Raw genomic sequence first — 15,709 nt, forward strand, 5'->3', positions numbered from 1 at the left:
CTGGCATTGTAGCATAGGCTGCGGTGTGAGCAAAGACGGATAGAGAAAGAGCCGGTTATCAAGCGATAACCACCACAATGGAGAGTTTGATCCTGGCTCAGGATGAACGCTGGCGGCGTGCTTAACACATGCAAGTCGAACGGGCTCTTCGGAGCTAGTGGCGGACGGGTGAGTAACGCGTGAGGATCTGTCCTTAGGAGGGGGATAACATTGGGAAACTGATGCTAATACCCCATATGCCGAGAGGTGAAAGAGTGAATTCTGCCTGAGGGTGAGCTCGCGTCGGATTAGCTAGTTGGTGCGGTAATGGCGTACCAAGGCGACGATCCGTAGCTGGTCTGAGAGGATGATCAGCCACACTGGGACTGAGACACGGCCCAGACTCCTACGGGAGGCAGCAGTGGGGAATTTTCCGCAATGGGGGCAACCCTGACGGAGCAACGCCGCGTGCGGGAGGACGGCCCTAGGGTTGTAAACCGCTTTTCTCAGGGAAGAAGGACTGACGGTACCTGAGGAATAAGCCTCGGCTAACTCCGTGCCAGCAGCCGCGGTAAGACGGAGGAGGCAAGCGTTATCCGGAATTATTGGGCGTAAAGCGTCCGTAGGCGGCTAGTCAAGTCTGCTGTCAAAGTTCAGGGCTTAACCCTGAGTCGGCGGTGGAAACTGAGTAGCTAGAGAGCGGCAGGGGTAGAGGGAATTCCCAGTGTAGCGGTGAAATGCGTAGATATTGGGAAGAACACCAGTGGCGAAGGCGCTCTACTGGGCCGTTACTGACGCTGAGGGACGAAAGCTAGGGGAGCGAAAGGGATTAGATACCCCTGTAGTCCTAGCTGTAAACGATGGATACTAGGTGTTGGCCGTATCGACCCGGTCAGTACCGAAGCAAACGCGTTAAGTATCCCGCCTGGGGAGTACGCACGCAAGTGTGAAACTCAAAGGAATTGACGGGGGCCCGCACAAGCGGTGGAGTATGTGGTTTAATTCGATGCAACGCGAAGAACCTTACCAGGGCTTGACATCCCGCGAACCCTTCTGAAAGGAGGGGGTGCCTTCGGGAGCGCGGAGACAGGTGGTGCATGGCTGTCGTCAGCTCGTGTCGTGAGATGTTGGGTTAAGTCCCGCAACGAGCGCAACCCTCGTCCTTAGTTGCCATCATTGAGTTGGGCACTCTGGGGAGACTGCCGGGGACAACTCGGAGGAAGGTGGGGATGACGTCAAGTCATCATGCCCCTTACGTTCTGGGCTACACACGTACTACAATGCTTCGGACAGAGGGCAGCGAGCCTGCGAGGGTGAGCTAATCCCATAAACCGAGGCACAGTTCAGATTGCAGGCTGCAACTCGCCTGCATGAAGGAGGAATCGCTAGTAATCGCAGGTCAGCATACTGCGGTGAATACGTTCCCGGGCCTTGTACACACCGCCCGTCACACCATGGGAGTTGGCCACGCCCGAAGCCGTTACTCCAACCTTTCGGGGAGGAGGACGTCGAAGGCAGGGCTGATGACTGGGGTGAAGTCGTAACAAGGTAGCCGTACCGGAAGGTGTGGCTGGATCACCTCCTTTAAGGGAGACCTACCCTCACTAGCTGCTGGTTTGAGCAAGCGTTAGTGGGTGGTCATCTCGAGGTCGGTCGGGGCTGATATTCTTCTCAAACTAAGTCGAGGGGATAGGGGCTATTAGCTCAGGTGGTTAGAGCGCACCCCTGATAAGGGTGAGGTCCCTGGTTCGAGTCCAGGATGGCCCACTCTGGAAGGCAGAAGGCAGAAGGCAGAAAATCCTTCATCCTTCTGATTTCATCCTTCATCTTTCGGTATGTGGGGGTATAGCTCAGCTGGTAGAGCGCCTGCTTTGCAAGCAGGATGTCAGCGGTTCGAGTCCGCTTACCTCCACCACGGCAAGAGACAACAGCACTGAGGTTACTGAGGAGTAAATCAGCTGCTGAGGTCTACCTTCAGCGAGAACCTTGACAACTGCATAGTGAATCGAGCGAAAGGTAGTCATAACAGACCGCGAGAAGCCGAGCGGTCAAGCTACAACGGGCTCATGGTGGATACCTAGGCACACAGAGGCGAAGAAGGACGTGGTTACCGACGATACGCTCCGGGGAGCTGGAAGCGAGCATTGATCCGGAGGTTTCCGAATGGGGCAACCCTACGTACGGCCATCTGAATCCATAGGGTGGCTCGAGCGAACCCGGCGAACTGAAACATCTAAGTAGCTGGAGGAAGAGAAAGCAAACGCGATTCCCTCAGTAGCGGCGAGCGAAAGGGGAGCAGCCTAAACCAGCGGTATTAACCGCTGGGGTCGTGGGACAGCGAGATGGAATCTAGCGGCTAGACGAAGCAGCTGAATACTGCACCAGAGAAGGTGAAAGTCCTGTAGTCGACAGCTTAAGGATACTAGCTGGATCCCGAGTAGCACGGGGCACGTGGAATCCCGTGTGAATCAGCGAGGACCACCTCGTAAGGCTAAATACTCCTGTGTGACCGATAGCGGACCAGTACCGTGAGGGAAAGGTGAAAAGAACCCCGGGAGGGGAGTGAAACAGAACATGAAACCATGAGCCTACAAGCAGTCAGAGTCCGATTCAACGGATAATGGCGTGCCTGTTGAAGAATGAGCCGGCGACTTATAGGCACTGGCAGGTTAAGGGGAGATACCCGAAGCCACAGGGAAACCGAGTCTGATAAGGGCGAAGTGTCAGTGTTTATAGACCCGAACCCGGGTGATCTAACCATGTCCAGGATGAAGCTTGGGTAACACCACGTGGAGGTCCGAACCGACCACCGTTGAAAAGGTGGCGGATGAGGTGTGGTTAGGGGTGAAATGCCAATCGAACCCGGAGCTAGCTGGTTCTCCCCGAAATGTGTTGAGGCGCAGCGGTTGGTGTTATAGCTGGGGGGTAAAGCACTGATTCGGTGCGGGCTGCGAGAGCGGTACCAAATCGAGTCAAACTCAGAATACCCAGTGAATAGCCAGCCAGTGAGACGGTGGGGGATAAGCTTCATCGTCAAGAGGGAAACAGCCCAGACCACCAGCTAAGGTCCCGAAATGGACGCTAAGTGGCAAAGGAGGTGGGAGTGCAGAGACAACCAGGAGGTTTGCCTAGAAGCAGCCATCCTTGAAAGAGTGCGTAATAGCTCACTGGTCAAGCGCTCCTGCGCCGAAAATGAATGGGACTAAGCGTTCTACCGAAGCTGTGGACTTACGTAAGTAAGTGGTAGGGGAGCGTTCCGTGACAGTTAGAAGCACTAGCGAGAGCAGGTGTGGACGAGACGGAAGTGAGAATGTCGGCTTGAGTAGCGAAAACATGGGTGAGAATCCCATGCCCCGAAACCCCAAGGGTTCCTCCGGAAGGTTCGTCCGCGGAGGGTTAGTCGGGACCTAAGGCGAGGCCGAGAGGCGTAGTCGATGGACAACGGGTTAATATTCCCGTACTGGCGTTAGATTGTGCAGGGGGACGGAGAAGGCTAAGCCATCCGGAGGTTGGTTACCGGTGTAAGTGTATGAGGTGTTGAGGGGCGGTGAAAACGCCCTGAGCTGAGTCACGAGTCCGACCTGCTACGGCGGGGAAGTGGTGGATGTCATGCTTCCAAGAAAAGCCCTACCCACGATAATCTAACGTTACCCGTACCCGAAACCGACACAGGTGGGGAGGTAGAGTATACCCAGGGGCGCGAGGTAACTCTCTCTAAGGAACTCGGCAAAATGGCCCCGTAACTTCGGGAGAAGGGGTGCCACCGAGAGGTGGTCGCAGTGAAGAGGCCCAGGCGACTGTTTACCAAAAACACAGGTCTCCGCGAAGTCGAAAGACGAAGTATGGGGGCTGACGCCTGCCCAGTGCCGGAAGGTTAAGGAAGTTGGTCAGTCTTCGGATGACGCTAGCGACCGAAGCCCCGGTGAACGGCGGCCGTAACTATAACGGTCCTAAGGTAGCGAAATTCCTTGTCGGGTAAGTTCCGACCCGCACGAAAGGCGTAACGATCTGGGCGCTGTCTCAGAGAGAGGCTCGGCGAAATAGGAGTGTCTGTGAAGATACGGACTACCTGCACCCGGACAGAAAGACCCTATGAAGCTTTACTGTAGCTTGGTATTGGGTTCGGGCCTTGCATGCGCAGGATAGGTGGGAGACTGAGAACCATTCCTTGTGGGGGGTGGGGAGTCACTGGTGAGATACCACTCTTGTGAGGCTAGAATTCTAACCTTGACCCGTGATCCGGGCAGGGGAGAGTATCAGGTGGGCAGTTTGACTGGGGCGGTCGCCTCCAAAAAGGTAACGGAGGCGCGCAAAGGTTCCCTCAGGCTGGTTGGAAATCAGCCACCGAGTGTAAAGGCATAAGGGAGCTTGACTGCGAGACTGACAAGTCGAGCAGGGACGAAAGTCGGCCTTAGTGATCCGACGGTTCTGAGTGGAAGGGCCGTCGCTCAACGGATAAAAGTTACTCTAGGGATAACAGGCTGATCTCCCCCAAGAGTTCACATCGACGGGGAGGTTTGGCACCTCGATGTCGGCTCATCGCAACCTGGGGCGGTAGTACGTCCCAAGGGTTGGGCTGTTCGCCCATTAAAGCGGTACGTGAGCTGGGTTCAGAACGTCGTGAGACAGTTCGGTCCATATCCGGTGCAGGCGTAGGAGCATTGAGGGGAGTCCTCCTTAGTACGAGAGGACCGGGAGGAACACACCGCTGGTGTACCTGTTATCGTGCCAACGGTAAACGCAGGGTAGCTAAGTGTGGAGCGGATAACCGCTGAAAGCATCTAAGTGGGAAGCCCACCCCAAGATGAGTGCTGCCATGGGGGTAACCCAGTAAGGACACGGGAAGATGACCCGTTGATAGGCGCTAAGTGGACGTGCAGCAATGTATGAAGCTGAGGCGTACTAATAGTCCGAGGGCTTGACCTAACTTCTCGAAGTCTAGATGACTATTAATTGCTCGTCACTATGCAGTCCTCAGGGCTCTCAGCCCAACCGCTTTCCTGGTGCCTATGGCGCTGTGGACCCACGCCGACCCATCCCGAACTCGGTGGTGAAACGCAGCAGCGGCGAAGATAGTGAGGGGGTCGCCCCTTGTCAAAATAGCTCGGTGCCAGGTACTTATTTAAGCCCTCTACCTGCCGATGGTAGGGGGTTTAGCTTTATGTCAAATCTTAAGGGCGTTTAAGGCATAGATTTAGAATCCCCCAGGGTAAGATAGATACAGTGCTAGGGGTATGCTTTACTTGGCTATCTAGCCGATTTTCCAGGATGTCGGTTGAATATTGGATGTCTAAATTAAGAGACGTTTTTAAGTTAAGGGTTGTGGTTTCTCCTTGAGATTCATAGCATCGCAAAATGAAACCTTGGGAGTCATCTTCGCATAGCTTGAGGGATGACAGTACTAAGCTACTGTCACCTAGGGATAAGAAGCTGCGCCACGGATCTCCATCAGGAGCAAGAGTATTGGGCCGGTGTAGCCTTGCTTGAATGGGAATATTGAGCCCATGGGCTTTGCGAGTCATATGCTTGGCTGATAAAGGACCAAGGTGGGGGTAAATTGCGTAGGTAAAGTGATGCTTGCCTCTATCTGCTTTGGGATCGGGCCATAGAGGAGCCTTTAGAAGAGTAAGCCTGAGTTGGCTGGGCTGGCTGTCAAATCCGTGTTTGCAGGTTGTTAGTAAGCTGATACTGTAATCGGATGTGCCGAGGCTAGCCCAGCGTAAGGCAGGGACTTCCCATTTAGCTTTGTCTTCGTCTGTTTGGGGAATAGTGGGACGGGTAATGGTTCCATATGGAATCTCATAGGTGGCAACGTCGGTGGTGATTGTCAGTGGGAAGGCTGCTTTGACCATGACTTGAGATTCTTGCCAATCCACCCAGGTTTCGATCTTTAGTAGGGAGGACTCTACATCCAGCACATAATCTTGAGTGAAGGTCGAACGATTTAAACTTCGAATCACCCTCAGCCGCTGGCGGATGGGACCTGATTCAATCCACTGAATTGTGTTGAGGGTGGTGGAGGGAAGGGGATGTTCAGCATAGTCGGGGGCAATATTCCAGGCGTCCCAGTACTGACCTTTGTCTACAAAAGCCTGAAGTTGATTACCTGGGCCGCTGAGAATTTCCCGTTGAGTCCTTTTGTCAACAATGTTGCTGAGGTCGCCACTGCAAGGGTCAATAGTTACTTTTAGGAAAGTATTTTCTAAACTCCAGTCTGGACAGTTTTTGGATGTGGGGATTGAGGAGGTTTCTTGCTGGGATAACCAGAAGAGCCGGTAACCAATCGAGGGAATGTCAGTTGCTAGAAAGTGAAGAGCCTCAGGGACTTGGATAAGTTGATCCTGTTTCTGATGGGGTACATGACGACCCTTACTATCTTGAATGCACCACAGATGCTTGGTAGAGGAAGATGGTGGGGGTGTGATTGTGACTACTTCGCTGCGTTTCCAATTGAGAGGATTGAAGATGAAAATCGGGATTGCTGTATTGCTGGGGGCATGGGGTTGGGGCAGTGTCTGTGTGATGGTAGCTAAGGCTTGATCAAGGAGTCGCTTGGCTGTGGCTAGGGCAGTCTGCCAGGTGTCGTTTGCGGTTTGAAAGACATCGGGAATAGCAGAACCCGGCAAGATGTCGTGAAATTGATTGAAGAGAACCTGTTTCCAAGCAGTTTCTAGCTCAGCTTTGGGATAAGCGTGGTCGGTGAGTAGGGTAGCTAGTGATGAAAAGAGTTCTGCCTGATAGAGTAGATCCTCACAGCGGCGGTTGTACCATTTCTGGTCGGCATGGGTGGTGTAACAGCCGCGGTGAAGTTCCAGGTAGAGTTCGTTATGCCAGACGGGTAGGGATAGGTCTTGATCAGAATCAGATGGGGAAGAGGTATCGATATCATTTGTTTTCGACTTTGCAGACGAAGCATTAGGAGCTAGAGAGATATCGGTAAGTGAGGAATGCTGGTGAGGGGGGCTTGCTAAGCGGGTTTCTAGAGTTTGGAGAAAGTCAACGGCATGGGTAAAGGTAAGGCGTGGAAAGAAGGGAGAGGTGGCCCATCGGTGAGCTTTGTCTAACATGTCTTGGGTGGGACCGCCGCCATGATCTCCGATGCCGGGTAACCAGAGTGCTTCTGGTAACCCAGTTTTGGTTTCCCAATCGCAGGCATAGGTAGCCATGGTCAGAGGATCGATGTCGCTGCCGATGGGGGGCAGGGTAAGACTGAGAATGCGTGTGCCGTCGAGTCCTTGCCACCAAAATAGATCGTGGGGAAAGGGATTAGTGTCATTCCAGCGTAGTTTTTGGGTAGCAAAGTAGCGAATACCTCCCTGGGCGAGTAGTTGAGGGAGTTGCCAGCAGAACCCAAAGCTATCGGGTAGCCAAGCGATAGGGCTGATGTGGCCAAATTTGTCTTGGCAATAGCGTTGACCATATAAAATTTGGCGGGTGATGGACTCACCACTGATCAAATTTAGTTCGGGTTCTACCCAGAGTCCGGCATCAACGGCCCAACGTCTCGATCTGACTTGATATTGTATCGATTGAAATAGGTCGGAACGGTTGACCTCGAGCCAAGCGAATAGGGCCGGACTGGAATGGGTGTAAGTGAGCTCTGTAAAAGTTTGCTGCAGGGATAATACTGAGTGGAAGGTGCGCTCTGCGGCTAGCCAGGTGTCTTCGAGGGGCCATAACCAGGCTAGATCTAGATGGGCATGGCCTAGTAGATGGATTTGCCGCTGTTTGATCCAGGTTCCCAGAGGAGCGAGATGATGGCGTAGGGTTTCGAGGGACTGATGGAAATGGTCTCGGTGGCTGAGGTTGGCCCAATTTATCTGCCTTAAGGCAGTGTCTAGATGGGACTGTTGGTCGGGAGCGAAGTGGGTTAGGTAAAGCTGTAAGACGCTTAACTCGTCGGCTAGAAATCCTGGTTCTATGGGTTCGTTTGGCTGGGCTTCGTAGATCAGGTGCGATCGCACCAAGGCACCATCGTCATGCCCTGGACTGATGAGTCGCAGCGCGATAATAAAACTTTGGCCTGGCTGCACTGCTGAACTCAGGTGGATGCGGGTGAAACAGTCAAATAGATCGCCTGCTTGAACTAACGCCCCATCCAGGAAAATTTGCGCCTGCTCGGCCCACCAGGTTAGGGCTAGTTTTAACTGTTGATCTTGGACGAGATAGCCGTGGAGGGTTTCGGGAACAGTGATCCGTTGACATAGCCAGAGGGGGTGTTGCCCTCGAGGCCAGGCGATGTGCTGGCGCTGGTTGAGGGGAGCGATAGGCCAGGTGGACCAGGAGTCCTGCTGGAGACTGCCTAGAATCGAGACATCGGTGTGGGCCCAGTGCCAGCTGGATTGGATACTCGTCTGGCTTAGCTGACGCAGGCGCTCAATGGTGGTGGCAGTCGTGGTAAGTGGTTGGGATGGTTGGGTCGGGGCCATACCTTCGATAGAATCAAGACACTGATATGGACGCCTAGCTGGTTATGGCATCTTCATCTCGCCCATTTCGTAGTCGCCTCCTGCGCCGACTCATGGTTGTATCTAGGCAATTGTCTGAGTTCTGCGGCCGATCGGCCCGGCAAATGAGAGTAACGGCCCAATGGGGTCTGCAGGCTGTGCTCTACCCAGTGTACGTGGTCTTACGGGAAAGGCCTATACATCGGACCTTGGGGACTCAATGTCGGAGTCTGTGGCAACGGTTGCAGCCAGGTTCATTTCCTCAGGTACCTGCTGAGATACCGGGGACGACTAGCATCATGGCTGTATCCCAGCGCTGGTGGCATCGATTAATTCTAAGATGTCCTTTGCAGGCGTCCCCACCAAGCCAGGTCAGGGTGGCGAGTACCGAGAGTAACATAACACCGTGGGGATCGTTGCGGCGTTGGATAGCTAGCGCCTTGTCTCCCCGTAGTATTCGAAAATTTTCAAATAAACTTCAGGCGTTATCACCTCGGAACTCTGGACTACTACTGTCAGGTGACCGGGCTACTCAGTTAACGTGGACAAGGGTGATAAGAGGACTACGCTACTCAGATAGTCGAGATGCGATCGCACCTGCTAGTCAAATCCCTTCTCATGCCAGTGCGGGCACTACCCTAGCTCAGGGATATGCTACTGCTAGTACGGTACCTACTAGTCCGGCCATAGAGGGAGCATCGTCGGCTGCTACTGTCGCGGCCATGATAGGCAGGGCGACGATGGCAAGAACCAATAAATCGCCCTGGATTGAGACGCCGGCAACTACTGTGGGCTACGTTGATCATCCACTGGTAAAGCTATTGCGATGGATCGACCGCGGTCTCCTCTGGCTAGAATCTTGCTTACAACGACTCTGGCGTTGGTGGTGGGTCTCCATTGTCGAAAATGCCAAGGACTCCGAATTGTCACGGTTCACAGTGAAGGGGCCAGTGCAGGAACCTGAATCAGTTGAGCCCCGTCGTTAACCACCATGAGAAGCTATGACCTGGGATGGTTCTGATGGATGTCTGACAGGATGATCTGCTAGCCTGTCCCCATTTAGCGATAAAATACCTGTAGCTATTGCGTGCATTTGGAGTGACTCAATGCTGACGCTGAAAATCGTTGTATCCCTTGTGGTTATCTTTTTTGTGTCCCTGTTTGTCTTTGGATTTCTGAGTGGCGATCCCTCTCGGAATCCAGGTCGTCAGGACCTAGAATAGCTCTAAGCTAGAGGAGCCCGACGCAGTCACAACTGCAGGGCTCCTCTCCATCGAAAGCTAACTAAGATTTCTAAATTGACTGAGATGCCTGCATAGTCATCGCATAGCTTTATATTGGTTCTCAGGCTATAGTCAGTGGCTTTCTTGTTGCCTACTCGTAGGGGCGAGGCTAGGGCTGGCGTTTTGTTAGAGTTTGAGGCTATTAGGAATCAGGTAAGCTCTTGGATCAGCGATAGGCTCAATGCCGAATGCTCTAAACATACATAGGCATTGGATAAATATCACGCTATCCAAGTGGCTTGTGATTTTTGCTAAATCTAATCTAGAATCTGGAGTTGCTTGAGGTGAGTCTCTGGGGCTAGCTTTTGCCCGGAGTCATCTATTTCTGTAGCCTAAGAGCTGGGGAAATTGCAAATCTACTGTGTTCTCTATCAGGGGTAACTGCAAAAGCATTCCTGTAAATGTCCTGCTGGGTTTTTAAACTGGGCAGGCTCTTTTATGGGAGAGCTGGCTCAGATGGGGGCTAACTGTCCCAAGTCTAGCTTGGGTATTGCAGCTTTCTTGAGGCAATACTCAAGGTTGGACTTGGGCAAGGTTTATTTTGGTGGTGTCTATGCCTTATCCGCTGATTCCAGTTGATGTCTTACCAGCTACGGCTAATGTACCGTCAGAACAGCTTGTACAGGTTGAACACCAAACTACGAACGGGGTGTTAGACTCAGGTCCTCAGTTACCGATGGCCCTGAGTGAGCCCGAAACGCCTGCCCTAACCGCAGGAATGCGCCCTATCCCTGCGTCTAGAAGCAATACTGAGGTGAATGGTCACAGAAAGGTCTCCTCTGAAGAGGTGGTCGATCAGTACGTTGTAGTCTCGGCTGAGGTTCTCTCTACGGATCCGGTCACTGCATATACTAGTCTGACGGACGCAGTCGCCCAGGAAAATCTGCCTGAGACGGCGGCGGAGCTGCAAACATCTCCTTGGCAAGATGGGGGAGTGCCTGCCCAGCGATTGCGTACTGATAGACGGCGCCCCCAGGGAGAACCGCCAGGACCAGGAATTCCTGTGGTGCTGCAGGCGGATCGGCAAGACTACGACCAGCTTAATCAACGGGTCATGGCCGAGGGAGATGTGTGGATGCAGGTGGGAGATTTTCAGCTGTGGTCTGAACGCCTCTGGCTTAACCTGCCCAATCAGTATTCCCTGGCTGAAGAGAATGTGCGGATTACTGCTGGCGAGCAACTACTGCGTGGGGATCAGGCGACCTATAACATCGCTCAGGGCTCTGGCACTGTGGAACAGGGGCGTGGTGAGATTTTCCTGGGCACTATTGAAGAAGACACGGCTCCTCCTCTGCCAACCGATATCAGTTCCGATCAAGAGTTTCGGCCCCGGGCACCGCAACCCATTTCGGATGTCAGGAGCACTGGGGGGCTGGTATTTGGGACTGAGACCGATGATAACCGGCCTGGTAACCTTGAGGCTGGTGGCGAGGTGCAACAGCTGCGGTTTGAGGCGGATCACATCGAATTTGATGCCGAGGGGTGGCGAGCCACTGCGGTCCGGTTGACCAACGATCCCTTTTCTCCCCCTGAGTTGGAGATTCGAGCCGATGCGGCCCGCTTGGTGCCGATCAATGAGTTCGAAGATGAACTACAACTCTCTAATGCCCGGATCGTCTTCGATCAGGGATTTTCACTGCCTCTGTTGCGATCGCGGTTTCGGATTCAAAAAGGAGAGGGGCCGCCTGAGCAATTCAGTCCCTTGCCGACTGGGCTTGGCATTGATGGTCGTGATCGGGATGGATTTTTTGTAGAACGCTCATTACCTCCGATTAGACTGGGTCCTGCGCAACTGTCGGTGACGCCCCAATTTCTAGTGGAGCGCTCTTTTGCCGGGGATGGCGTCACCGATCCAGCTAGTTATGGGTTGGTGGCAACGGCGAGGGGGCCGATTGGCTCCCGGTCATCGTTTCAGGCCACGGCTAATTTCTCAGGGCTTGATCTTGAGGATGTCGACGACCGGCTACGCGCTAATGTCGGGACTCGTCATCCCATTGGTGATCACCAGTTATCTTTGGACTATAGTTTTCGGGACCGTCTGTTTAATGGCAGTCTAGGATTTCAGGATGTGCAGACCAGTGCTGGGGCAGTGCTGACCTCACCGTCGATTGCTCTGGGAGATACGGGAATTAATCTCAGCTATCAGGGCTCAGCCCAGTTTATTACGGCGGAAACCGATCAAGCCGATTTGTTGGGGGCCACTGGTTCCGCTCAAGGATTGATTGGGTTGTTTCGCTTCCAAGGCAGTGCCGCCCTCAGTCGGAGCTTTTCTCTCTGGCGGGGGGAGGCCTTACCAGCCACCCGTGATCAGGGGCTGCGCTTCACGCCCAACCCGATTGTGCCCTATCTGAGTTTCGCGGTGGGATTGCGAGGCGTGGGGACTTACTATAGCAGTGACGATACCCAGGTTAGCCTGCGCGGTAGCCTCAGCCTGCGGGGACAAGTGGGTCACTTCTCTGACTCATTCCTGGATTACACTCGCTTTAATATCACCTACTCAAAGTCGATTACAGGGGAGGCATCCTCGCCGTTTTTGTTTGATCGCGATGTGGATAGAAACACACTCTCTGGAGGGATTGTGCAGCAAATTTATGGCCCTTGGTTGCTGGGATTTCAGACATCGATCAACTTAGATACTGGGGAAGAAATTAGTACGGACTTTATTCTGGAGTATAGTCGTCGGACCTACGGCATCGTCGTTAGCATTAATCCGGAGCGGGATACTGGCTTCATTGGCTTTCGCCTCAGTGACTTTACCTGGACTGGTCAATCAGAGGCCTTTGGTGGCTCTGATATTCGTACTGTGGACGGGGGAATGGTGCGGTAGCGGTGGAGCCATGTGCGATCGCATCTCCTCTGAGCTACACTGACAGCATCTATAGCCGTCTAATATAGCCATCTAAACGAGCGCAGCGGCGGCGGCGCTATCACAGTCGACGTCACTGCTGTGGGACTGGTTGACGAAGAATCATGGAGCTGTCTCCCCTTCCCCCTGACTTAGAGCAAGCAAAATCGCTCTTGCGAGCCTACAGCTTCGATCTAGGCGGTTGGCAAGAGTGCCAATTGTTGATGGCCTGGCAACAGGAATTCGAGCCTACCTGGATCCCTATGGCTATCGTTGAAGCCTTGTATCAAGGGCGCTACAAAGTGGTCTCAGTGCATCAAATTCTCTGCCTTTGGAGTCGTCGAGGATATCCACTACGTCACTTTAGCGGTGACTTTGATCGGATGATTTGTAGTTCCATTGACCCTTGTCAGCAACGGGCGATGAGCCCATTGTCTCCAAGTAAGCCCGCCTCTCCTTCCTCTTCCTCCTCAACTACCGACAACTCCCTCCCGCCAGATCCAAACTCATCTGACAATTCAATCCCCTCTTCAGGACCAGGGTCATCCCGTTTTAGCACTGAGAACCAAGATGTGCATCCTGCCTCATTAGCGGTCACCCATGCGGAAACCTCGGCCACCGAGGCTTTATCGACATCAGCCTCTAGTTCCCTTTCTTGTCGCTATGGCAAGTTGGTGGCAGATCGCTTTGGAGGGATTCCTCCATTCCAACCGATCTCCCTAGCTACTGTGGCATCAAGTGCCCAAGACAATCATTCCTCAGTGGTCAACACCGAGCATCCCCAACCCATTCAGCCTTTCGTTCCAGAGGGCCAGCATTCTCTCTTCTATCACCGTTTGCAAGCTGTCGCTCAGTCTCTCCATTATTCAGGGAGTTACTAGTCGTATCCCGTGAGTTAATTAACTCCTAGTAGCCTACCGCTCAATTATGCTGATGGGCCTTGCTGCTTAAGCGCCTCTAAGTCCTCACGGATTTGGGTTAACTGTTGATTGAGCTCGGCGAGATCGGCTTGTAACGCAGCATCCACCTTGGGGCCCGATGATGGCGTTGATGGGCTGGTTGCACCGTCAGATGACGCCCCCTGGGCAAAGGGGGATGGCATTTGGGTCGCGACTGAGTCAACAAATTTTCGAGCCTCTTGCTCTGTGAGGACACCTTGGCTTTCGAGTTCTTCAGCTAAGCGGTTGAAATCGGTGCCGACGGAAGAGAATCGTTCGCGTACCCCTTGAGGGTCCTGAAGAGCCTCGATTAACGTCGCAGTCGCGCCGAGGGTAACCCGAACCCCTTTCTGAACAGCGTGGGTAACGGTATCGGGATTCATGGGACCTCCGTGGATAATCTGCAAACAACTAACGGGTAAGACGTGTAATGAAACGACTACCGTTGCTGGATGAGTAGTCGTCTATGGCACGATGCTGTCTCGATTCTACCGTTGCTCATGGAGTCTGACCTAAATACTGATTCAGGTCTTCCACCAAGCGAGTCAGTTCAGCCTCGGTCGTGATGCGAATGCGCTCGTCCCTGACCGTGAGCAAAACCTTGGCAGCGAAGGGACTAGGCCAAATGTTGGGATTACAAAAGACTTCCAAGAAGACATCTCCAGTATGTTGGTATTCCATGGCCTCTTCTGGCTGCCGGGCTTCCCCAGCACTGGTACGGTTAGCAATCGTCTTTAAGCGACTGACTAAGGTGGCCAGGGCTGCTTTGAGCTCCCTGGCGGCTTCTGGGGAGAAGCTGAAACGAATTGAACCCTGGACTAAGTTGACAGTGATCTGGGAAGCCATTGTAGAGTCTCACGGTGACACCGCTCTCCATTCTGCCTATGACCAGAACACTGCAGTCAAGGGAATCGCCAAGAGGCTTAGCTAGAGTCAGCGAGAGCATAAGATCAAAAATGTTTTTGTAACAAATCATTGAGTTTTGGCCCCGGAGTCATAGGGGTTTCAATTCCGAAGAAAACCCTAAAGCTTTCGCCCTCTGCGGTTTCACCTCCCTAAAGTAGAAGGCAACGGAGATGGCTTCTAGGCGGTTGATACTGGAGAGTTACTCCTGAATTTGCGACGATTTGTTAAACTCTCGGAGCCATCCGGTTTATTTATCAGAGCCATGAAGCAATGTCAGTAAATACCTCTTTATCGTCCTCTACCCCGTTGATGGGGTCGTTAATTACCTCGGTGCTGCCTGCTCCCCACTTGCATCCGATTGTTCGGGTGAGGCGACTGGTATGGAAACTAGCCCTAGCGACTCTGGTCCTCATGGCGGTTGGTAGCGCGACTCGGGTCATGAATGCCGGATTGGCCTGTCCGGATTGGCCCCTGTGCTATGGACAGTTGGTGCCGCGGCAGCAGATGAATCTACAGGTATTTCTGGAATGGTTTCATCGCTTAGATGCGGCGTTGATCGGCTTGATGGCCTTATGGCTGTGTGTCTTAGGCACCTGGTATCGACAGAAGTTGCCGCGTTGGCTGCCGTGGGCGGCTTTGGGAGCGCTGCTATTGGTTTTAGTGCAGGGGCTTCTAGGGGGACTGACGGTCACTCAATTGCTGCGGTTTGACATTGTCACCGCTCATTTGGGCACCGCGCTGCTATTCTTTTGCTCGGTATTGATGATTGGTACTGGCTTACTGCCTTATCAGGCTACTGGAACAGTCGGCAAGCTACCCTGGCTCAGTTTGTTGGCCGCTGTGTTGGTATATGGCCAAAGTTTGTTAGGTGGCCTAGTAGCCTCTCGCTGGGCAGCGCACCAGTGCTTTGGTCTGGCGGAGCTGTGCCAGGTGATGAATAGCCATATCATTGGCGTCGTCCCGCCAACCTTGGTCACCCTAGGGGTGGTGCTGATGGCATGGCGTACACCAGCCTTGCATCTCCATTTAAGACAATTAGCCAATGGGGCTGGGATTTGTCTGGTCGTTCAAATTTTGTTAGGAGTCGCGACCTTTCGCCTCAGGCTGCAGGTGGAGCCACTAACGGTAGCCCATCAGGCTGTCGGAGCGATGCTATTGGGGACGCTGGTCTGTTTTTCGGTGTTAGCCTGGCGCGATCGCATCTCTTCTCGCCAATGGAGTGAATCCCTACCGTCATCCCTCGGCTAATCGATCCGATGCGAATTGGTACCACCCAGACCTGCTGCTAACGTCCACTGAAGACATTCTCAC

The 15,709-nt window shown here is 53.4% G+C and carries 8 protein-coding genes, 2 tRNA genes and 3 rRNA genes; 10 read left to right on the forward strand and 3 right to left on the reverse strand.

The window, feature by feature from the left end:
• Positions 1–74 precede the first annotated feature (74 nt).
• From XM38_RS07685 to rrf, 5 genes are all read left to right on the forward strand, one after another.
• Positions 75–1,565: ribosomal RNA gene (locus XM38_RS07685) — 16S ribosomal RNA — on the forward strand.
• A gap of 107 nt (positions 1,566–1,672) precedes the next feature.
• A tRNA-Ile gene (locus XM38_RS07690) sits at positions 1,673–1,746 on the forward strand.
• Positions 1,747–1,818: 72 nt separating this feature from the next.
• Positions 1,819–1,894: transfer RNA gene (locus XM38_RS07695), tRNA-Ala, on the forward strand.
• A gap of 131 nt (positions 1,895–2,025) precedes the next feature.
• Positions 2,026–4,905, forward strand: a 23S ribosomal RNA gene (locus tag XM38_RS07700).
• Between the two features lie 73 nt (positions 4,906–4,978).
• Positions 4,979–5,095 (forward strand): 5S ribosomal RNA (gene rrf, locus XM38_RS07705).
• Together the 16S, 23S and 5S rRNA genes with 2 tRNA genes alongside form the textbook arrangement of a ribosomal RNA operon.
• Before the next feature lie 55 nt (positions 5,096–5,150).
• Here rrf and XM38_RS07710 read toward each other — a convergent pair.
• Positions 5,151–8,408, reverse strand: a complete 3,258-nt coding sequence (locus XM38_RS07710) for an alpha-mannosidase (RefSeq protein ID WP_088429443.1) — start codon at positions 8,406–8,408, stop codon at positions 5,151–5,153.
• Positions 8,409–9,166: 758 nt separating this feature from the next.
• On the opposite strand from XM38_RS07710, the gene XM38_RS07715 reads away from it, so the two are divergent.
• The 4 genes from XM38_RS07715 to XM38_RS07730 all read left to right on the forward strand — a co-directional run bounded on the left by XM38_RS07715 (position 9,167) and on the right by XM38_RS07730 (position 13,435).
• On the forward strand, positions 9,167–9,412 hold the full coding sequence (locus tag XM38_RS07715) for a hypothetical protein (protein ID WP_137455043.1): 246 nt from the start codon (positions 9,167–9,169) through the stop codon (positions 9,410–9,412).
• A gap of 120 nt (positions 9,413–9,532) precedes the next feature.
• Complete coding sequence (locus XM38_RS07720) at positions 9,533–9,649, forward strand: photosystem II reaction center protein I (RefSeq protein ID WP_080806134.1); 117 nt, start codon at positions 9,533–9,535, stop codon at positions 9,647–9,649.
• Between the two features lie 613 nt (positions 9,650–10,262).
• The gene (locus XM38_RS07725; protein ID WP_088429445.1) at positions 10,263–12,536 is read left to right on the forward strand and encodes a DUF3769 domain-containing protein; all 2,274 of its coding nucleotides are present in this window, start codon (positions 10,263–10,265) and stop codon (positions 12,534–12,536) included.
• A 143-nt stretch (positions 12,537–12,679) separates the two neighbouring features.
• A complete protein-coding gene (locus XM38_RS07730; protein ID WP_080806131.1) occupies positions 12,680–13,435 on the forward strand; it encodes a hypothetical protein in 756 nt (251 codons plus the stop codon).
• Positions 13,436–13,479: 44 nt separating this feature from the next.
• Here the strand turns inward: XM38_RS07730 and XM38_RS07735 are convergent, their stop codons facing one another.
• Together XM38_RS07735 and XM38_RS07740 are read right to left on the reverse strand one after the other, a co-directional pair.
• Positions 13,480–13,875 (reverse strand): hypothetical protein, encoded by a 396-nt coding sequence (locus tag XM38_RS07735; protein ID WP_088429447.1) that lies wholly within the window; start codon positions 13,873–13,875, stop codon positions 13,480–13,482.
• 115 nt (positions 13,876–13,990) lie between these two features.
• Positions 13,991–14,338 (reverse strand): hypothetical protein, encoded by a 348-nt coding sequence (locus tag XM38_RS07740; RefSeq protein ID WP_080806128.1) that lies wholly within the window; start codon positions 14,336–14,338, stop codon positions 13,991–13,993.
• A gap of 369 nt (positions 14,339–14,707) precedes the next feature.
• Here XM38_RS07740 and XM38_RS07745 point away from each other — a divergent pair, with 369 nt between their 5' ends.
• Positions 14,708–15,646, forward strand: a complete 939-nt coding sequence (locus XM38_RS07745) for a COX15/CtaA family protein (protein ID WP_088429449.1) — start codon at positions 14,708–14,710, stop codon at positions 15,644–15,646.
• Positions 15,647–15,709 lie beyond the last annotated feature (63 nt).

This window comes from Halomicronema hongdechloris C2206 (assembly GCF_002075285.3).
Lineage (GTDB): Bacteria > Cyanobacteriota > Cyanobacteriia > Phormidesmidales > Phormidesmidaceae > Halomicronema_B > Halomicronema_B hongdechloris.